Source organism: Duganella alba, from assembly GCF_009674495.1.
Taxonomy (GTDB): Bacteria; Pseudomonadota; Gammaproteobacteria; order Burkholderiales; family Burkholderiaceae_D; genus Rugamonas; species Rugamonas alba.
Window position 1 is genome coordinate 14,105 of sequence record NZ_WKJN01000006.1, and the last position, 20,181, is coordinate 34,285.

At 52.9% G+C, this 20,181-nt stretch carries 12 protein-coding genes; 3 read left to right on the plus strand and 9 right to left on the minus strand.

Features of this window, described 5'->3' with window-relative positions; translation table 11 throughout:
- Nucleotides 1–44 precede the first annotated feature (44 nt).
- The gene (locus GJ695_RS07500) at nucleotides 45–1,007 is read left to right on the plus strand and encodes an AraC family transcriptional regulator (RefSeq protein WP_154363450.1); all 963 of its coding nucleotides are present in this window, start codon (nucleotides 45–47) and stop codon (nucleotides 1,005–1,007) included.
- Nucleotides 1,008–1,021: 14 nt separating this feature from the next.
- Nucleotides 1,022–2,410, plus strand: a complete 1,389-nt coding sequence (locus GJ695_RS07505; RefSeq protein WP_208024205.1) for an SH3 domain-containing protein — start codon at nucleotides 1,022–1,024, stop codon at nucleotides 2,408–2,410.
- Here the strand turns inward: GJ695_RS07505 and GJ695_RS07510 are convergent.
- The 4 genes from GJ695_RS07510 to GJ695_RS07525 all read right to left on the minus strand — a co-directional run bounded on the left by GJ695_RS07510 (nucleotide 2,407) and on the right by GJ695_RS07525 (nucleotide 11,886).
- A complete protein-coding gene (locus GJ695_RS07510) occupies nucleotides 2,407–3,198 on the minus strand; it encodes an SDR family NAD(P)-dependent oxidoreductase (RefSeq protein WP_154363452.1) in 792 nt (263 codons plus the stop codon). The two genes, GJ695_RS07505 and GJ695_RS07510, sit on opposite strands and share 4 nt — an antisense overlap.
- A gap of 172 nt (nucleotides 3,199–3,370) precedes the next feature.
- Complete coding sequence (locus GJ695_RS07515; protein ID WP_154363454.1) at nucleotides 3,371–4,081, minus strand: hypothetical protein; 711 nt, start codon at nucleotides 4,079–4,081, stop codon at nucleotides 3,371–3,373.
- Between the two features lie 154 nt (nucleotides 4,082–4,235).
- Nucleotides 4,236–4,886: an ankyrin repeat domain-containing protein gene (locus GJ695_RS07520; RefSeq protein WP_154363456.1), complete on the minus strand. Its 651-nt coding sequence runs from the start codon at nucleotides 4,884–4,886 to the stop codon at nucleotides 4,236–4,238.
- 739 nt (nucleotides 4,887–5,625) lie between these two features.
- Nucleotides 5,626–11,886 (minus strand): ATP-binding protein, encoded by a 6,261-nt coding sequence (locus tag GJ695_RS07525; protein ID WP_154363458.1) that lies wholly within the window; start codon nucleotides 11,884–11,886, stop codon nucleotides 5,626–5,628.
- 473 nt (nucleotides 11,887–12,359) lie between these two features.
- On the opposite strand from GJ695_RS07525, the gene GJ695_RS07530 reads away from it, so the two are divergent.
- Nucleotides 12,360–13,376, plus strand: a complete 1,017-nt coding sequence (locus GJ695_RS07530; protein ID WP_154363460.1) for a hypothetical protein — start codon at nucleotides 12,360–12,362, stop codon at nucleotides 13,374–13,376.
- On the opposite strand, the gene GJ695_RS07535 is transcribed toward GJ695_RS07530, so the two are convergent.
- The 5 genes from GJ695_RS07535 to GJ695_RS07555 form a co-directional block, all read right to left on the minus strand.
- Nucleotides 13,373–13,726 carry a hypothetical protein gene (locus GJ695_RS07535; protein WP_154363462.1) on the minus strand — a complete coding sequence of 118 codons (354 nt, stop codon included), beginning with the start codon at nucleotides 13,724–13,726 and terminating at the stop codon, nucleotides 13,373–13,375. The two genes, GJ695_RS07530 and GJ695_RS07535, sit on opposite strands and share 4 nt — an antisense overlap.
- A 515-nt stretch (nucleotides 13,727–14,241) precedes the next feature.
- The gene (locus GJ695_RS07540; RefSeq protein ID WP_154363464.1) at nucleotides 14,242–16,086 is read right to left on the minus strand and encodes a DUF2357 domain-containing protein; all 1,845 of its coding nucleotides are present in this window, start codon (nucleotides 16,084–16,086) and stop codon (nucleotides 14,242–14,244) included.
- Between the two features lie 5 nt (nucleotides 16,087–16,091).
- On the minus strand, nucleotides 16,092–17,714 hold the full coding sequence (locus GJ695_RS07545; RefSeq protein WP_154363466.1) for an McrB family protein: 1,623 nt from the start codon (nucleotides 17,712–17,714) through the stop codon (nucleotides 16,092–16,094).
- 18 nt (nucleotides 17,715–17,732) lie between these two features.
- Nucleotides 17,733–18,893, minus strand: a complete 1,161-nt coding sequence (locus tag GJ695_RS07550; RefSeq protein WP_154363468.1) for a DNA cytosine methyltransferase — start codon at nucleotides 18,891–18,893, stop codon at nucleotides 17,733–17,735.
- Nucleotides 18,894–18,902: 9 nt separating this feature from the next.
- Nucleotides 18,903–20,177: a DNA cytosine methyltransferase gene (locus GJ695_RS07555; protein WP_154363469.1), complete on the minus strand. Its 1,275-nt coding sequence runs from the start codon at nucleotides 20,175–20,177 to the stop codon at nucleotides 18,903–18,905.
- Nucleotides 20,178–20,181: the final 4 nt, after the last annotated feature.

The window sequence follows — 20,181 nt, forward strand, 5'->3', positions numbered from 1 at the left end:
TATATTCGATGCGGCGATCATAGAGCCCGGGTTTGGTACTGTGAATGCTTGAAAGTGCGGATTACTTGTGTGATAGTACAAAAATGCACGCCGATCCCTTTTCCGACATCCTCAAATTCACCCACGCCGAATCGCTGGTGACGGGCGGCTTCAAGGCCGGCGGCCGATGGGCGGTGCGTTTTCCGGCGCCGGAAAAGATCAAGTTCTTTGCGGTGGTGAAGGGCGCCTGCTGGGTCAGCATGGACGGCGTCGCCGAGCCGATCCGGTTTGAAACGGGCGATGTCGGACTGCTGACCGCCAGGCGCTCCTTCGTGCTGGGCAGCGATCCCGAGGTGCCGCCGCTGGATGCCATGAGCGTGTTCGCGGGCGGCAACGCGACGCTGGGCGACGGCAATGATTTCGCCCACATCGGCGGCCATGTGCTGCTCGATCCGACCAGCGGCCGCTTGCTGGCCGATGTGCTGCCGCCGTGGATACATGTGCCGGCGTCGTCACCGCAGGCGTCTACCTTCCGCTGGCTGCTCGATCATCTGATGGCGGAGCGCGCGGCCGAGTTGCCCGGCGCGCAGCTGGTTTCGGCGCAACTGGCGCAACTGTTGTTCATCCAGATTCTGCGCGCCCACCTGCAAACCGCCAGCGCCATGCCCAGCAGCTGGCTGCGGGCGCTGGGCGATCCGCGCCTGGCGCCGGCGCTGCGGCTGATGCATGGCGAACCCGCCCGCAGCTGGCACCTGGACCAGTTGGCCAAGGCCTGTGCGATGTCGCGCACCTCGTTTGCCGTGCACTTCCGCACGGTGGCCGGCGTCGCGCCGCTGACCTATCTGACAGCATGGCGCATGCGGCTGGCCGAACGCGCCTTGCGCGAAGAAATCACGCCGGTCGCGGTGCTGGCCCGCACGCTCGGCTACACTTCCGAAAGCGCCTTCAGCACGGCGTTCAAACGCGTGAACGGCAGCTCGCCCAAGGCGTTCCGGCAAGCCAGGCATCTTTCCGAGGGAAATGGATGAAGACACGATCTGTTTTGGCGCTGCTTATCGCGGCAGCAATGACATCGGGCGCCGCCTTGGCCGACCGTTTGCCGGCGGTCTCCCCCTCCGGTGTGCCGGCCTTCAGCGACGACATGCTGTCGCCGGATTTCTGGATACGTCGCGCACCCGCCGCCAATGCCGTGCTGCTGGACGCACGCCAGATCGCGGCGCAGCGCCAGCGCGTGCTCGGGCCACAGGGCGGCCTGTTCGATCTGGCCGCCATGCCCGCCACCCTGACGCAGGCACAGGTTGCGGCATGGGTGAGGGAAGCCGAGCAGACGCCGATCAAGCCCGTCATCGACGACGCTGGCCAGCCGGTCACGGAAGCGTTATTGCAATCGCTGCGCCAGAACAGCGCCGTGGCACGCATTCCGGCCAGCGCCACGGCGCGCCATGGCCTGAGCGTGCGCCGCACCTTCCTGCGCGCGCTGCCGTCCGACCGCGCCTTCTACGCCGCCAACGATGCGCGCGATTATGAAAGCCTGCAAGGCGGCGTGCTGTTTCCCGGCGAGGCGGTAATCGTCGGGCACGAAAGCGCGGACCAGCAATGGCTGCTGGTTTTCAGCACGCAGGGACCGGGATGGGTGAAGCGCAGCGATATCGGTATCGGCGCGGCCGACATGGTGTTTGCCTATACGAAGGCGCAGCCAGGCCGCGTGATCACAGGCGATCAGGTACGCACCGTGTTCACGCCGGAAGCGCCGGAGGTTTCGCAACTTGACCTCGACATGGGCGTCAGCTTGCCCGATGCCGGCGTTGCGCCGGGCGACACCATTAACGGCGCCAGCAGCTACGCCTCATGGGCGGTGCGGCTGCCGGTGCGGCGGCAGGACGGCACGCTGGCCTTCAGCAACGCCTTGATACGCCGCACGGCCGATACGGCGCGGGGCTATCTGCCGCTGACGCGCGCCAACATCCTGCGCCAGTCGTTCAAATTCCTCGGCGAACGCTATGGCTGGGGACACCAGTTCAACGCCCGCGATTGCAGCGGCCTGACCAGCGAAGTGTATCGCAGCATGGGCGTGATTCTGCCGCCCAACTCCGGCCAGCAGGGCAGCAGCGCCGCGCTGAACCATCGCGCTTTCAGCGCCGCCGACAGCCACGCCGAGCGCGTCAAGGCGCTGGCGCAGGCACAGGTGGGCGACCTGATCGTGGTGCCCGGCCATGTGTTGATGATTATCGGTCATCTCAATGGCCAGCCCTACGTGATCCAGGATGTGCCCTATGCGGTGTTCAAGGATCCGCAGACGGGACAGCGACGCAAGACCAAGCTGAATCAGGTGTCGGTCACGCCGCTGCTGCCGCTGTACGCCGACGACAACACGCTGTACGTGGACGCCATGACCAGCCTGGTGCATGTGACGCAACCGCTGCGGCCTTAGAAGGCGCTCTTCACCACGCCGCCGTCGACACGCAGCGCGGCGCCGGTGGTTGCCGAGGCCAGCGGACTGGCGACGTAGGCCACCAGCGAAGCCACTTCCTGCGGTGTGCCGAAGCGCTTGATCAAGGAGGTCGGCCGCACGTGATCGAAGAACTCGGTCTCGACCTGCTCGAAAGACTTGCCGCCCGATGTCGCCAGATCTTGAACGAAGTCGCCCACGCCGCGCGATTTGGTCGGGCCGGGCAGCACGCTGTTGACCGTGATGCCGCTGCCGGCGACCGATTCCGCCAGCCCGCGCGCCACCGCGATCTGCGCGGTCTTGGTCATGCCGTAGTGGATCATCTCGGTCGGGATCTGGATCGCGCTTTCGCTGGAGATAAAGATGATGCGGCCCCAGTCCGCCTTCTTCATTTCCGGCAGCACCAGCCGCGCCAGGCGCACGCCGCTCAGGACATTGACGTCGAAGAAACGCTGCCAGTCTTGATCGGGAATATCTTCGAAAGCCTTCGGTTCAAAGATGCCGAGATTGTTGACCAGGATGCTGATGCCCGGATGACGGCGCACCACCTCCTGCGCCGCATCGGCCTGGCTCAGGTCGCCGGCAAAGCCGTGCACCGTGCCCTTGGTTTCCGCGCGGATGCGCTCGACCGCCTCGTCGACACCCGCCTGCGTCCTGCCGTTGACGATGACGGTGGCGCCTTCCTGGGCCAGCGTCTGCGCGATGGCGTAGCCGATACCGGCCGTGCTGCCGCTGACCAGCGCCAGCTTGCCACTGAGTTTTAAGTCCATGTCGTGTCTCCTGAGTAGATTGCGGAAATGCAGCGAAGATGAAGCTTAAAATGGCGCCTGCCATATCGGCTGCCCTCCCACTCTACCAGGAAGGCGTGCGGCCAGCCTCTTCCTGTTGGCCTGGTGGCGGGGCCTTCTACCCACCTGGTTTCTGAAATTTCATTCCAAATTTTTATTTATTAATTATGCTTTGGTTTGACTTTTGGCTATTTTCCATGAGTGTTTTTAGTTTTTGAGGTACCCAGCCACTCACGGCATGATCACCATTTTTGCAATGCAATCCTGAAAAAAAGGTCGAGCACAAAAATTTATCATAGGCACTTTGTTGATAAAGAGTCTTAATGTCTTCTGTAGCGAGTAGGTAGGTGCGAATCTCACCTCCGTTGTAAAGGTTAACCATCCCGGTATACCCTCGCTCCCAGAACTCCCCGCCGAGCATGCGTCGATCTGCCTTCAGCGGCGGTGAGGGTTTCTTTTGCTGGCCAATGAAAAATTCATGAAAAACACTATCCCATTCTGATGGGATGGCTTCGCCAGCGTCACGAAAACGAAGTTTTCCATCGTCGATCGTGAAATTCTCAATATAATTTTTATCGTTGGATCGGTAAAGCAGCCAAACATTGTGATAAAACGCCGTTTCTCCGAAACGAATGATGGCAAATTGATCGACACCCCTGGCGCGTAACTGTTGTTCAGCTGCACGTGCAATTTTTTGGGTATTATCTAAAGTATTACTCAGTTGAGAAACATCTTCCGCGACCTGATTTTTTAACAAATTTTGTTGCATAAGCTCAAACGCCGTCGTTGAATCGCCATCGGCCAGAGCAGAATGTATATAAACAAATCCAATTATTAAAAATATTATTTTTTGTATCATTTTCATGATTTTGTAGAAATCATCCCATAAACCAAAAAAATAAAATACATCAAGTTAGTCCGAGTTCCAGGAGCAGCAGGATGCCGTCTAAGCCGATGCCAGGCGCATCTGCATTGCCGACTCCAGCACCATGGCTCAGGATGGTCAACAGCCGGGCAGCTTATTTTTCAGGCGCCCGGGGAGCCACAGGCTTTGCACCGGCGCGCAATAGCGCATTCACCATGTAGGTGTTCTTGCGTTCACTCGCCATTTCATAAGGCGTGCGTCCGTTTGGGCTGGTACTGTCGAGATTGACATTGACGTCGGCACCATACTGCAATAGCAGGTCGAAAACCTCCCGGTTGCTCCAATAAATCGCTGTGGTCAGCGGGATGTCATTTCGGCGCGAACGCACGTTGGGATTGGCACCATGTTCCAAGACTTTTTTGAGCAACGGAAAAGGCATTCCTTTCAAAGCACCTGCAATGTTGATGTCACGGCCTGACGTACCGTGCGCAAACATCAGGTCGGCAAGCATTGGCGCGGCGGAGTTAAATCCACTCTGAGAAACGATGGTCTGGAGCACATCGGTCCCCTTGGTGCCGGACACATCCACCAAGCCATCTAGCAAAAACTTGATAATCATTAGTCTGCCGGGATCACCCTCTGGCGTATAGGAATTCTTATAGCTGCCTACCGCGATTTGCAGTCCTTCCATAAGCTGATCGCTGCGAAGCGACGGCGTCAATTGCTTAAATTTGTCCAGGTCGCCCTCATCTATGACTTCGTACATGCGGTGGCTGGTTGCCTCCACCATAATGGTCTGGCTCATGACTTTCACCTCAACGCAAGGCCGCGCACTGGAACATTTGGCATCGTCCGCCGACACAGTACCGCTGATCATCAACAGCATCAGATTAATCGCACAAGTTTTTAACATAGGAAATCGAGAATGGTTTGCCTCACTGATCGCAAGCGTCGCACATCGTCTTTCGGGCAAAAGAGTTGCCAGCATATCAAATTACTTAAAGGAAATATTCACACATTGTCACGCCCGGCTGATCGGCTGGGTGTAAACGCGCATTGATGCCCGCCACAGGCAGCTGATCTTATAAATAAGCTCTGTATCGGGCCACTATGCTAAGTGGTTGAAAAATATAATCGTCTGTCTTGAAAAAATTTTAGGCAAATCTGTATCGTTACACTTGCGACGACTGATAGTCTCACTTTGAGAAAAGATAGTCAGTATCGGCATCCTCCAGCGCAAATAGGCGCCTTTTGACCCGACAGCGACCGTCGATGGACCAAAAAAGCTCGTTGCTGAGCCATAGAGGCTCAACTATGACCTGTATATGGGTCAAGCCAGAAAATTACAGCGGATGAAATCGGCAAAGGAACGAGATGGCCCTCTTTTGTTGGTAAGAAAATAGGGCCGTCATGCCCATTTTAGGTGCATGTAAGCCAGAAGATCTTCATTCGAAAAATTTGAAGTCTCCTGTTAGTCCTGAATTGAAAGTCTGCCGGTTAATTCCTCTTTCTGTAGGTCGTCAAGTTTAGTGGGCAGCGTTGAACTAACTTAAGTCAGGCATATCATAAATGCCGACAGCAAAAGCGCGGCGATATTTATCACCATCGTCGCGATCGCGTGCCACACGTTGTGCATGTACTCGGACCTGCAGCTTGCCGGCGAGTGCTTCCAATTGAAGAACGCCGGTCGCCGTCAGTTGGAGATAGGTGCCTTCGCCCCAAGACGCATCCTCATCTGCATCGACAGTGCCGCCCTCTCTCCACCACACAATATGCGCCATCGCGTTGCCGCAATCGTCCAAGTAAGTGATCGTTGTCCCGTACTCGACATTCCAATTCAAACGCCGCAACCATTCAGGGCAAATGCAAAACGCAACGTGTGGCATACCAGGCCAATAACTGAGAGACAGACGTCGCACGAGGAACGGTGCAGGCTCGCTTGAGAGCGGAACAACCTGATCGAACCAAATGGCGCGATCAGGCAGAAGATCGGCTATTTCCCAAGCCGGAAATTCAACGGCGCCAGCCCATGTCGGTACCCGCACGCGAATGGACTTGTACTGGCGGCGTGTCTTGCGCACATTGAATTCACTTACTTCGGCAATCACGACGCAGCTCCCCGTACTAACCGGACATAAATCTCCGTCCACCGAAGGCAGCCAGCCATGTTCAAGTGCTGCATAGCTCGGTTCGCGATCATCCGGCCGCACGATGACCGGTGGCCTGATGGCAGGCTGCGAACAAACGAAGGGATTGTAGGCAAAGCCCATGTGGTAGAGCAAAATGCCTGGTGGGGTAGGCAGCGCTCCGGCTCGTGCCAGTTCGCCGGCGACCTTCCGCAGTGCGCGTGCGGCGACAATCATATGAGGGCGCGCGTAGGTGATTTTTAGGTCCAACCGGCGGAGACAGGATTCAAGAGCTTTCGTCGCTGGAGTGCCAAAGCAGTCCAGGCCGCCCCATGCATCGATCAACATGGCAGCACGGTAGCGAATGTGCGTGGGCGAGATAGCGCCTTTAGCGATTGTCTCGACCAGATCGTCATATGCACGTGTCCAGCCAAACGGAGAGTTCACCAGCATAGCGCCTGTGTGTGGGTCGTAGAGTTCTTCAGGTGAAAAAGGTTCGATTTCGCCGAGATCCAACGAGTAAAACGTGGGTAGGGGCGTTCGCGCGAGTCGGACGGGGAACGCGAGAAATCGCGCTAACCGTTGGGCGATAGTGGCGACGGCGTAGTCGTCGTGACTCGTCAGCGCAACGATCTGAGGATGGTAATCGCGCAAGTGGTCCGCCGCCGGCTGGCATGCCAGCAAATGTATTCCGATGGCGGGGTGCTCGTCGTTCCCAGAGAGCAATAGACGCATGAGCTCCGTAAAGACTGGGCGCCCGGCGTCTGTTGCGTTCAATTCGGTGGCTGCAACATAGACATGCCGGCGCAAGTCGCTGATGCCGAGATCCAAGGCCCATACAAGCAGGCGTGCCAGTAGGCCGGCATCGTCGATTGGTGTGGGTACCCCCACCCCGTCTTCGACCCCGAGGCGGAATTCACGCGTCGACATGATCTGGTCTTGCGCGCACTCCCACATTTCGGACCAGTCCGGTTGTGCCGTGATTACTGGGAAAATGTCGTCGAATTCTGTGAGCAAGTTACGAACGGATTCGTGTTCGGCTGCCACGGTATTTACGAAGTCCGAATAAGCGGCCGCGTGAACCTCAGGCCCATCAAGACGCAGCTTTGAGCGGAAATAGCGAAAACGCTTACCGCCAAACCATGTCGCCCACGTCGCTTCAGGTCCAGTAACAGAAAGGCCGGCTAACAGTCGCCGCGCGCTTCCCAAATCACCAACGTCAATTGCCACATCGATGAGAGCGGCGCGGGCGAGTGATTCGCTCTGCAGGCCGGACCACTTCTCAAAAAGTTCCATGGCGAGCGCGTAGTTCTTTGCGCAGACCAAGCGCTTGAAAGCGTGCCCGGCTTCATAGCCAGGCGCGGGACGTCCCTCGCGTACTTCTTTTTCCATGCTGACTGCCAGAGCTTCCATCGACGTAACATCGGAATGACGCATGTCCGACGAGGTACGAGCTGGCGGAGGGCATTCAGCAGCCCACCGGACGAGAGCAGCATTGATGTCTGCGCAGTCCCCCCCCCGTTTCTCCGCTGCGAGACGCAAGTGATCAAGGAGGGCGACGCGGACGTCCGTTCGCGCTTCGATCTGAATGTGCCGGAGGAAGGCATCGCATACCGCTCTCACTTCTGATGCCAAAGCGCTGCTAATAGCGGCATCGATAAAGTCGCCCTGCTCGGATTCGCGGTAATAAGGTGCCTTGTAATAGGGCACGGTTAGTTGGCACCAGATGGGAACCGCCACCGACACCATGTCCGGCCTCCTGCGAACGAGGCCCTGGAGCGCGGCGTCCAACATGTGGGCCCAGCCGAGGGTGCCTAGCTCAGCAAGGTTCGATAAACTTGCCCATGCCGTCGTGGCGTCGCATAGTGCCGCCTCCTTGGCAACAGTGCCGGCAATGCGAAAGGCGGACGCATCCCCATCTGTGTCCATCATCCCCGCCAGAACGCGCAACATGATCTCAAGCCGACGAGCACGGCCGCCAGGTTCGCTGCGATTTGCCAAGGAAAACAAGTCGCGCCAAATCAAATACTGCGGATCTTTTTTTGGCGGGAGACTAAAGCCGAGGGACTCTTGAGGAACTTGAGTAAGCAGCGAAAGCGCTTGTGCGCGGTTACCCGTTTCGCTGTACGCGCACGCCAGATTCGCCATCGCTGCGATCTGCTGAGCGGGCGTTTGCCCGTGCAGGCTGGCGGCCACCACTCCTAGGCGGCGGGCCGCCGTTTCGCTGTCACGCGTGTGGTGGTAGATGGCGGTTGTGGCGGTGCGCAACAGGGCATCGCGCATTTCCCCCCCAACGGGCGCTTCCGCCAGAAGTTCTTCTACCACGCCGCTGACGGCGTCGAGTGCATCCTGTCCGCTGTACGCGGCCGCGTCTACCAGTGTGATGACCAAGGAGGGAGCTGCGCTTACAACTTGGTGGAAGGCGTAGAAGTCTCCGCCGCGTTGCGGCTTCATTCTGGTCAAGTAGAGTAAAACTGCGCGCGCCAACCGCGCAATTTCTGCCGCCAGAGTCGCGTCTGGAGCGCGGCGCGATCGCGCCGAAAGTTTGCCTACCGACTCCGTATGAATTTGCAAGGGACGAAGCATGCCGTTCGCGGGGCGCGGCACCTCCGGCACATCTTTGTCGAGCAGGGCCGCCAACTCAAAGTGTTCAAGGACAGCGCGAATGAGGTACGGCGGGGCATCGGACTCAGTGACCTGATCCAACTCTGCCAGCGTCGGTGCCAATAGCTGTCCAAAGAAACCCTCCGCGAGCGCGAGCGCGCCATGTCGTGCAGCCGACAAGGCCGCGCGACGACGCCAGCCGTTTGGCGTGTCGGAGAAACCGGGGTACTGCTTAGCTTGTCCAATGTAGATCAAGGCCGATGGAGCATTTCCTCGTTCGAATGCAGCGATGCCAGCCCGGAGAAAAACGGGAGCGCGGTCAGTCATGGTGAGACGGAATTGCGCACAAACAGTTTCGATGTCTGCCCCCCCCTGCGTGTCGACAGTGGCCAGCACGGCCTCTCTCCGCAAAGATGACGCGAGAGCCATTTCCTCTTCTTCCTCATGCTCTTCATGTGCAGCACGTGCGGCCGGTACCAATCGATCGATTGCCTTCAGTATCTGGTCTGGTGCGCGGAAATGGATGGCACGCCGCGCCCAATCGCACATCTCTTCGAATCGCACCGGGCTACCATAGCGGTGTTCTCGTAGCAGATCCTGGATCGGGTCTAGGTCGTCGAAGACGGCGCGCGCTCGTTCTCGTTGGCCACAGGCGATCAGCGCATCGACAACAGCGTAGCCATTGCTTGACACTTGCTCAACAAGCGAAACGGCGCCGTCCAAATCATTAACGGCGAGCAGGGCATCGATAATCTCGGGGACCTCTTCATACGCCGACCAACGACGATTCATTTCGTCGAAAATCAAGAGGATCTGGAACAGCATGACGTGATAGTCGCCGCATTGCGCCGACATCGCAGCCAGGCGCAAGTCCGCGTGCATTTCCGAAAACGGACGGCGTTCGACGAATTGCTCACGAAACCGTTGGGGGGTGCATAGGGCCAATACTGCATTATGGGAGTTCGCGCGCGCGAGATAGCGAAGTTCAAGCCAGTGTTGAGGACATGTGCGTTTGGCTTCGCGGGCCAATCCAGCGAGCTCAGTGTAGAGCTTGATTGAATAATCGCAGTCGGGGCGGCCAAAACGTAACTTCGGTTGTTCGCGAATGAACAATCGGAAACTATTATGAAAGACCTCCCAACCATGGCTGCCGTCCAAGAGCAAGTGCCTGGCCGCCTTTAGGGCGCGTTCAATGGCCGCCTCCGGCACTGATTTGACGAGTAATTCGAAGGGCATCGGCGCTTCGGAGCGCGCCAGATAGTCCAACACCAAGCGAGCGTTGTCGTCATCGGCCACGCTGCGCCAAGAGGCTTGATAGACGGTTGCTAAATCGCCTTGAAACGACAGGGCCCCGCCCAGCAAGGCCGTGCGCGTCGGCATGTCCGCCGTGCGCAAGGCTTCCACCAGATAACGTGTTACCAGTGGATGCCCGTGTGAATTGTCGTAAAGCCGCGTGCGATCTACGTCCTGATCGAGGCCCATCAGGTCGGCCATTCGTACGACGGCGTCGAGGGAAAGCGGTGCCACGCGCACTTGTCGCGCAACCGCCGCCGCTTGCTCGCGGACGGCAGGCGGCAAATCATCGAGCTCAACGCGCTGCGTGCCTAGCACGAATAGAACGCCCTCCGGAACAGCGGCGGGTAAGGGAAACTCACAGAGGAACGAACGTTGTGGCCGTTCTTCGCGCGGAACATGGTCTAAGCCATCGACGATGATCAAGGTCCGGATGCCATCGTCGCGAAAACGCTTTCCTGCCCCAATCAACAAAGTTTCGAACTGTTCCCGGCGCTGCGCCAATGAATCGTCATGGGCACGCAAACCTCCCAAGCCCGTCCGCCGCAACTGGGCGGAAACATCATCGAGAAAATCGTCCGCTTCTCCGCGGCCGACACCCTGAACGGCGTTCGGAATATAGGCAAGGTAACGCGCCACATACACTTGAGGTACGGCTTCAAGGGCGATTTGCAAAAGCGTCGATTTTCCGGCACCCGGTGGGCCAATTAGGCTCACGTATCCGCTCGGGTGTTCCTCGATGGTAGAGCGCAATTGTGCTTCCGTCTCTTCATTGCGCTGCACATAGGCACCTACTGGGAATTGATGAACACGTCGTGGTATAGAATCATCATTCCAGCCTAGTTCGTTAAGTAACTCTGCACGCGACCAGCGATCGCGATCTCGTACATCCGTAACCAAACGGGGGAGCAGCTTGGCAATTTGATCGACTAGGCGCATTTCGTCTTGCCGAAGACGGTGAACTCGTCCGAAATCAGCTGCCGTGCTGGAAACGATCCGCAATGCGCCCAAAAACCGCTCAAAGTCTCGTTCGTCAAGTCCCGCTTTTGCTTCCAACGCATCAATGAAGGAACGCCAGCGGCTTGCGCGCCACTGCGCCAGAGTAGGTGGTGGCACCGCCGTGTATTCGATAAGGAAGGTTGCGCTGTCTGAACCTGCGTCCTCGGTCAATTTGTCATCCGTCATGGCGTGGTCGTTCGTAACCAAGCGCACTTCCGTAGGCCGTCCCTCGCTACTGGCGCACAGTTGGCGCCAGGCTGCGGCCAATGGGACGAGAAGGCCATCAGCCCCCATGAGCAGCGTACGCAAACTGAATCGGCCCGGCAGGCGGGAAGTCTTGAACTGATGACCAATGACGCGGTCTGGAAAACCGAGCACAATATCATCCGCGATCCCTGCATCGCGATCGGCTACGCCGATCCATTCAAGCCCGCCCCGCTGCAAGCCAATGTAGGTCAGAACCGCAGCTTGATCGTATTGGCGCACATACCCCCGCATTGCCTGACGTTCACCCTCGGCCGGTGCTGGAGTAGGGCGCTTCTTGGCGCTGGATTTGGGAGCAAGCGGGCACATACTGGGCCGTTCATAAAAGACTACAAATTGCCCGAGTTCACGCGTTCCGCCGGCACTTGGGCCGGGCAGTTCGCCAGACAAGGGAACGTTAAAGCAGGGGCGGCTTGAAATATTATATCCGCCACACTGGATAAATACACAGCATCCGATCACTAAGTTCTTGGTATAAAAAAGAGTGGCGGAGTCAATCAGCAAGATTTTGCTGCCCATCCCTTACCCGCAATGCCGAGTACCACTAATTGTCGATTGTACGCAAATGGCACTTGGTATTCGTTGTTGATGCCGTACTCGCCAGTGTCTACATCACTTTTCTCCATCAGAATTTAGTTGGTCCCTAAAGGCAGCCATCCCATCCAGCAAATTTCTTTCGTTAGCTTAGTACGTTTGATTGAGAAAACTGTCTACCCTTCCACAAAATCATGCGTAGAAAGCGCTGAATTCATCTTGCAATATAGGTGCTGTAAGTTAATGTTTTTATAAGTATTCGGAGCATTTTGTGGGTCCATTTGCATGCAAATAGACCCATGTAAATATTTGCATCAAATGCTCCACCATCTAGCATCGCAGATCCACCACCGCTTTGCACTATGGTCCCGCCACCGATTTGCATCGCAGGCCCACCACTAACTACCAACTTCACTTGGTATCCGATAGACTAGCTTTTCTTGTTAGAAGGAGCCGCCGTGAACGAAAAAGACCGAGCAGAGCAGGCAGAAGTTTTGAGGAAGTTGATATATCAAATTGCGGCAGCCCTGCGATCTCCCTTAAGACCATTTTCTTTCACCGAGCATTTGGCTCAGGTCGAGCGTGACGTTAAAGAAGTTACCGAGTTCGTCCAGGCAGAGATCAGGCCTACTTATACCAACATCCCGTATCTATTTGCAGAGGGAGTTCGGGCGACTCGTGGCTTTGAGAACGAATTCAATCGCTTAAAATCGCGGGTACTGGACTACTACGTCGACGCATTGAGTGAACAAATTCCTGAGTTGGCGAAAGCATTGGAGGCGCCACCATTAGCGGCTACGAAAGCTGAGATGCGGCGTGAGACGCGCTCCTACGCGGCCAAAGAAATCATGCCAGTCATCGAGAAATTTTCCAGCGCAGGCGAGGATATCTGCCTGCAAATCTACGCATGGGTGTGGGATGCGGATACCACAAGTTTGGTAAATAGAGTTGCAGAGACAGGAATCGGCGCGCCGGAGTCCGTGCTTGCCACATACGGCATGCTGGGGTTGTTGATTGACGCTCGGAAAGCGTATGACGCCGGAAATGTGGAACAGGCGTATTCGTACCTGAACGACACTTCTTTCATGGTAGGCATGCGCGAAGGGTCGAGAGGCATTACTAAGCATTTACCCGAGCTAACGAAAAAGATGCACCAATCTTATCTGAGTCACAAAAGCCGTGCCAAAAAGCGCGAGGACAGTGTGAAGGCCGTGGAACTGTTCTGCAAGTTACGACCTGTAAACGCACACGGTGAGAAAATTGCATGGGATAAGGGTATCGTAGCTGCGATGGCAATATGGGAGGTGATGGAAAAGGATGCACACGAGGCGGGGATAATGCCCGCCCTCAGATTCAGTGGTTTAAAGACTTTGTGTGAGCGACTGGTGCGGGAAGAGAAAGAGGGCAGCACGCTTAATTTTGAAATTCGCTGGGTACGCGTGCCGCCTGACCGAGGCAGTTCAGTCTTTGACTAATCGTCGTCTGGTTCGTTCGACGGATCAGAGATATCAATTTCCCAATCTTCCACAGTAGTGCGTCCAACAATACGGTCTGGCTCATACTGGTCTTCATTCAAGAAGCTGGAAAAACCATTGCGCGTCAACGTGTTGACTGCTCTACGGTTGGGCTGGCCATCCAACTGGCGCGTGTATTCGTGCAGCACCTCCTCGGCACGGATGACCTGCTCACGGTGTTTCTGGCTGAGAGCTCGCATAATGGAATCGGAATTTATGCAGTCTCCCTCATTGTCGCCGTCAGGGCGTGGGATTCTGGCCAATGGTTTGATGGCGCGTACGACATCCTTAATCGTTAAGGGGGGATGCATTTTTGCTCCTTTGCTGTTACGGGAGCTCGATGATGCCTGTGCACGTTGTGAAAGTCGTCCAATCTGCTAGCAAATTTTTAAAAACTCAAGGATTGTTGCTGGTTGGCAATTGCGAGGCACCAATGGAAAGCGAAATACCTATCAAAATTCAAGTTCCATAAAGACAACATCTCAAGGCTTTTTTGACATTTCCGCCTGCTAGCTAAGTTGAAATCTCCGGCGTTCCTGGATCTCATTTTCCGTAGCCGTCAACTTACGGAGGCTGCTTGGGCCTGACATCGCATCCCATATTGGCGTGTATATTGTTCAGGCGCCCCTATCGTCGGCGTCGACTGCTTTCCATTCCCCTAAGGACATACTCTCGCCGCCCGAATTTGACTTGAGCAAATCGAGTCGGTTGGGGGCGAGTATCCACGCCATGTCAGTGCGAGTCAGCACGCTCATGTACAGCGAGGCCTTCTATTGATTTGCACGGAAATCTGAGCCACTGGGTCAGAATCAACGCAAATTAGCAATTATCCTGAAGCCGTACTTTTGACACCAACATACTTGCCTGCTAAATGTTCGGCCACCTCCGCCCTTATTGAACCAGAGGCAACGTGACTCATAATGTCATCAAAAAACTTCGATACTGCGTTATCCACTACTCCAGGCCTCATCACAAACGCACCCACGCCGGGCAAAATTTCATGGAACTCAGTCCAGGACTTTCCTGTCGAACCGGGATATAGTATGTAAGCACCATAACTTCTTCGAATAGCATCACGATAGGCATGCATTTTTAATAAATCATCTCTCTTATGGCTCGTTTGTTCGGCGGTCTCGTTGAAATCATCAGTTTCACTTACAAGCGTTTGGATATCGCTATCAACATCACCGAATATTTGTTGCAAAGTCTCGATGCGATATTTAGCATCAAAATGGATATGCGAGATTTTGCCCAGCGCCTCCGCCTCTTTTTCCTCGTAACTACCTAACCAAAACGATATTGTATAGTCCGGACGCATTTGCTCGGTCCAAGAACCCGCATCAGCGACCGAAAAATTCCGTTTAAACGTTCGGTTATAATCGAATCTAGCATTAATTTGAACTGATCCGACATGAGCTTTTCCAAAAAAACTTAAATTTCTTCCAGCTTTAAGTTTCAGTCCCAATTTATCTTTAGTTTTCTCAATCAATGTCGATAACGCCAAAGGTGATTGAGGAAATTTTTCAGAGAAAATCTTAAACAGTTTAAAAAAAGCCCAGTACTCATATAATTTCGCAACATCCCTGCGCCCTAATTCATAGGCATCGGAGCCAGCTTCCCAAAATAATTTAGCTGCTAAATCAAAATTCAGCCAGGCCTGTAGAATTTCTCGATATCCGGATTTTTGCTGAAGTACTGAGCTACTTAAAGGAATACTGTCTAAAACTGACAATCCACTCAGTGTTTTGTGATCTAATATATTTTTTAGAGAACATACTAATGAACGGCAGTCTGCTATCAATCGTGCATGCTCGCTTCGGTTAAGTTTGGAAACTGCCTCTAAAAGATTGCTAAGAAATGAAGAAAATGTTAGTAGAGCAAATCGAACAAATCGATTCTCTGGCACATCTCTGGTACGCCCCGATGACGCTACAGTTATCGATGAAGGCAGCGTACTAGCTCTTGCAGCTAAAGGGTGACCTGAAGGTACCGGAAACCTATTCCCCCCACGGGCGATCTCTAAAAGGTTTTTACCATTTGGACGAAAACCTCGCCTGATATCCTTTTGAATTAGCTGTGAGTCAATTCGTTCGTGAGGGCGACTAAGCACAAGCTGAATGGCATCTTTGAAAGATTTTCTTCCTAAGAGACCATTTAGGAAAGCGAATTGTTGATATGCGACCTGCGAATCATTCGTTGGATCTGGAAGCGCCCGCAAAGTCGTTGGCGCTCTCAATTCAAATGCTAACTCTACTGCATGTTCAGTTATCTCCTCGATCATTATACGAAGATCTTCGCGATAACCGAGCTTGCGCGAACGCACCTCAATTGCGGAACTTCCAACTACTTGCCCATCCTCATTTATAAATTGGATGGCCAATCTACCTACATAAGCCTTGAGGTCCAAAGTTCCACAATTTTTTTGACGAGGGTTGGCGCTTGGACGAAATGCCCCCACTCCTGCGAGCGATAACGCTCTAAGGGAAGGAGGATCTATCTCGTATTCATAGCGAGTAGCCTCAAATATCTGAATTTCCTCTTCGGCGTAAATCGTTGCTTCAGCAGGATCAATTCTAAAAATTGCGTCATCAGAATCGCTGGGAGCAAAGAGCCGTAATGCCCCCAAAGCGATGCCGGCTTCATTAGCGATTGGAACATCGATCGAAATCATGTGTCTTAATCTAAAAAACTAGCAAAGCCATCTTTTAAACGGCTTTGCATGCGTTCGATTTTTTCTTGGCTTAGCGTGTAGCTTTCTTTAGATACGTACGCCTCTAAACTATTCAAAACAGGCCTTAGTCGCCGTTCAGAACCATGTAGTTTTGGCATTATCCGTTGAAGAATCTGAGCATCTAGTGCCTTCAGCAAATCCCAATCCTCTCCTAAAAGTTCAGATTGAATTCGCACAAATTTGGCAATTTCAAGTGCAGTGCGATACCCAAATTCTGAACCATTAATAGAGAGCAAATCAAAGATATCAGACAAGGCTGATGCTACAGCAGAAGTATTGGCTTCTGAATTTTCAGCTTGACCAACAGACCCAGCTTCTGCCCATCGAACAAAATGGGGGCCGTACGCAAGTCCCATGCCCTCTAATACCTCTAAATCTAATGGTTGCGGTGCTACCAAGAATTGCTTTAGGTCTGCCGAAGTCATTCGAAATTCAATCACGTTTGCACGATCTAAAACTTTCGGCGAAAACATATATGTGGTTTCGTCGACGTTAACAGTGCCAATGATGAACACATTCTGGGGCAACTGCAGTCGAGGTGGAACTCCCTCTATTTCTGCGTCAGCGCCATGTAACGCAAGCGGATGTCCAGATTCCAGAGAGGAAAGCACATCGGAGAAATAGCGCTCGACATGGGATAAATTCATTTCATCCAAAATCAAGAAGTACGGCCGGCTTGGATCCTTATATGCTCTTAACAGAAGATCCAGGGAGCCGTTTGTTGGGCGCCGGTACTTACCTGGATCCAAAGCATCACGATAGCCAACAATGTTTTCATTACTGGTCCAATCCGCGCCTACGGCGACCACCTCTACTTGGCCCTCAACCTCTTCTAACCATTTGCCAAAAGCCAACGCCAGCTGGGTTTTTCCGCTTCCAGACAGGCCCGCGAGTACTACGAACCGTTTCGTCAGAAGAGATGTTATAAACCTCTCAAGCAAGCCGTCACTTAATCGCATTCGCGCGCGCAATAATGCTGTCCTACAGTCGGCTATCAGGTTTTTTGCGTGTATAACGCTATCTTGCAAAGTTATTTGGATAGCCGGCGAGGTTCCAGGCGCTGCGGAAATTAAGCTCTGGCGAGGAATTTCCTTGACGCTTACACCAGGAAATAGGCTTTCTAATTTTGACGCGTAATTACAGTTAGGAATATGGATAAAGCGAAGTGGACGTAATTCAGTCTCATTGTCAAACTGAACAAAACTTAAAATTCCATCGAAAGTCGTCCCTCTTTCCTCGCCAGAGACGAACTTGTCACATGTCGCAGAAAAAGAGTTACCAATACGTTCCAAAGCGTGTTCCGCTGTTTCATCTGGGCGCACATCTTGCTGGAGAAAAACGACCGCTAATGGTGCGTTTTGCCCTCGTTGATTTCCCTGAGGCAATCTGGTATCCAAATTGCTAATCCGCTTTGATGATCCTGTCGCGTAAATATGCTCAGCATCCATTGGCAAAGCTTCAGCAATCTTCTGCTTAATTTTTTGATATTTTTTTGTGCTTGTATTGGAAATGCCGCCAGAATATTCTGTAAGCAGTTCACGAAAAAGCTCGTTAATAATTTCAATCATTAAGATTCCGCTCCTTTGTTACGCCATCGCCTCTGCATGCTTTTTAAGGTCGCCAAGAAAAATTTTTGAATAAACAACATTAGTACATTCCAATGCTCGTCCTAAAAATCCAAGGGTCGCTCGCTGAGAAAGAGGTTTTAGATCGGTTTTGAGAAATGAAGACAGCAATTCCTGCTCACTGTTACTGGCCCAGCGACTAACTTTCGCTTTAAATAAACCTGACTCATTTCCAAAAGCAGCATCAGGCCAAGCCCCATTTGGATTCAACGTACTGAATTCAAAGGCCACCTTTTCTATTTTTCCTTGTAGCTTTTGTCCCACCCAAGTCGACAAATTGGTAGAGACCGCGTTTCCTATTAGTCTCCACCGATAACTTTGTCGCGCATCAATACCATCAAGAGAAAAATCCGTCCATCCTTCGGGGAATCCTTGAAGACGCTCTGCATCTCCAAGGCCGATTGTTCCAAAAAATTCTTTTTGAGGAAACCAAACAGCTGGAGGGGAAGCTATTCCCAGAGTCGAACCACATTTTATTGGTGGAACTCCTTCGCGCGCCCAGCCCACTCCACGTTTTCCCTCAGTCCAATAAAACCCAAAAGCGGAAGCCCCATCAACATTGTTCGGTTTTCCATCAATATCAGGTTCTACAAAATTATTATCAAATAAGACATCCTGAGGCTGTTCTTCCAAAGAAGCGAGAAGAACGACACGCGGCCTGCGCTGAGGTAACCCAAAAGATCTAGCATCCACGACGCGATATGCCCATCGATAACCCAATCGGGAAAGCTCCCCCGTAACAAATCTCATTGCTTTACCGCTATCCAATCGAAGCATATACGGTACATTTTCGATAAGAATCCAAGGAGGGCGCTTACCGAGAGCTTTTTCCTCGATGAGGGTAAGTAATTTTTTTACTAGTCCGGACCTACCGCCTTCAAGCCCTTTCTTTCCACCTGCTTGACTTAAGTCTTGGCACGGAAAGCCTGCTGTAATGATATCGGCTTGTGGTAATTTCTTAATCGTTGTGATGTCGTCGTGAAACGATGCATTGGGGAAGCGTCTTCGCAAAATAGCTTGAGCAAGTGGATCAATCTCACAAAAAAACTTAGACTGAATCCCGCTTCGCTCAAGCCCGTACTCAATACCACCAATACCTGAAAATAAACTAACTGCTTGCATATATCTATCTTACCTTAATTGATTCAACACAATTGCATATGCTAGTTTTGATGGCACCGCATTTCCGATCAATTCTTGATATTGTCTTCTGCCTAAATCACCAAAATCAAAGAAGTCCGGGAAAAACTGTACCCGCGCAGCTTCATGAGGGGTTAATGTTCGCCGTTCTAATGGATGCACAAATCGCCCCTGTCCCGTAGACCCAAACCCAGTCGTAATCGTGGGTGCAGGACGATCCCAATGCATACGACCATATACACCCGTATATGAATGACTTTTGTCTCTATGACAAGGGGGGCGCTCAGAATTGGGCAATTCATATAAATTATTATCAAACAAGAAATCGATTCTTTTCCTATTTACTTGAGAATGTGATGCGGAACTGTCGAAGATTTGCGAGGATTGTAATGACCGTAAATCATCAATTGCCCAACCTAATGTACGAGGCCGCTTAGAACCGAATGTCGGAATAGTCTCCAATGTATGGAGCTCAGATAAGCTTGCAACTAGGAAAAATCTCTTTCGAGCTTGAGCAGCGCCGAACATTTCTGCGCTCAAAACTCCATCACTCATGGAATAGCCTAATTTTTCTAATATTTTTATAGCTTCGCCTAAAGATCCAAGCTTATCGTGTCGAATTCCTTGCACGTTTTCAATTAAAATATGCTTCGGACGAAAAAGCTCAGCGAATCTCGCAACTCGCAATACTAGTTGGTTTTTTGGATCTGCCCGGCGTGTGTGATTATTAAGATCTGAATGACCTTGACAGGGAGGTCCAGCGATCACGAAGTCGACTTTTCCGAGCTTTTTTATAAACGCTATTTCTGACGAGGTTCGCTTGGAACCTACTTTACCATCCAGTAATAGTTCTAGGGGTTCTGCGGCGGAAAATAATGGGGAAAAGTTTTGACGATATACGTCCAGAGCCGTCTCGTTAATATCACTTGCAAAAACAAATTCAACAGGTATACCAAGAGCACGACAAGCTTCTCTAAGTCCAATTGACAGCCCGCCGCATCCGCTAAACAGATCTGCGACTCTTAAGGTGCTGGACTCGACTACTTCAGTTTTCGGTAAAGATAGCGATCTCAGCCATGCTACGTCGAATGCATCGGATAGATCCGCAATATCCTTAATGGATCCACGAACCGTTACAGATGAATTCCTTTCCTGCCCATTTCTCAATACTATTGTACGAGTAATGACCTTCCCTTTTTTACTAAACTTTTCGATAGATTCGGTTGAACCCGGCATCGAATTTTCCACGGTGAGCTGGCGTTCCATGCAT

What these genes read in the sequence shown, in the direction of transcription:
- GJ695_RS07500 (WP_154363450.1), top strand. Translation starts at nt 45, where the DNA reads ATGCTTGAAAGTGCGGATTACTTGTGTGATAGTACAAAAATGCACGCC.
- GJ695_RS07510 (WP_154363452.1), bottom strand. Translation starts at nt 3,198, where the DNA reads ATGGACTTAAAACTCAGTGGCAAGCTGGCGCTGGTCAGCGGCAGCACG.
- GJ695_RS07515 (WP_154363454.1), bottom strand. Translation starts at nt 4,081, where the DNA reads ATGAAAATGATACAAAAAATAATATTTTTAATAATTGGATTTGTTTAT.
- GJ695_RS07520 (WP_154363456.1), bottom strand. Translation starts at nt 4,886, where the DNA reads ATGAGCCAGACCATTATGGTGGAGGCAACCAGCCACCGCATGTACGAA.
- GJ695_RS07525 (WP_154363458.1), bottom strand. Translation starts at nt 11,886, where the DNA reads ATGGGCAGCAAAATCTTGCTGATTGACTCCGCCACTCTTTTTTATACC.
- GJ695_RS07535 (WP_154363462.1), bottom strand. Translation starts at nt 13,726, where the DNA reads ATGCATCCCCCCTTAACGATTAAGGATGTCGTACGCGCCATCAAACCA.
- GJ695_RS07540 (WP_154363464.1), bottom strand. Translation starts at nt 16,086, where the DNA reads ATGATTTCGATCGATGTTCCAATCGCTAATGAAGCCGGCATCGCTTTG.
- GJ695_RS07545 (WP_154363466.1), bottom strand. Translation starts at nt 17,714, where the DNA reads ATGATTGAAATTATTAACGAGCTTTTTCGTGAACTGCTTACAGAATAT.
- GJ695_RS07550 (WP_154363468.1), bottom strand. Translation starts at nt 18,893, where the DNA reads ATGCAAGCAGTTAGTTTATTTTCAGGTATTGGTGGTATTGAGTACGGG.
- GJ695_RS07555 (WP_154363469.1), bottom strand. Translation starts at nt 20,177, where the DNA reads ATGGAACGCCAGCTCACCGTGGAAAATTCGATGCCGGGTTCAACCGAA.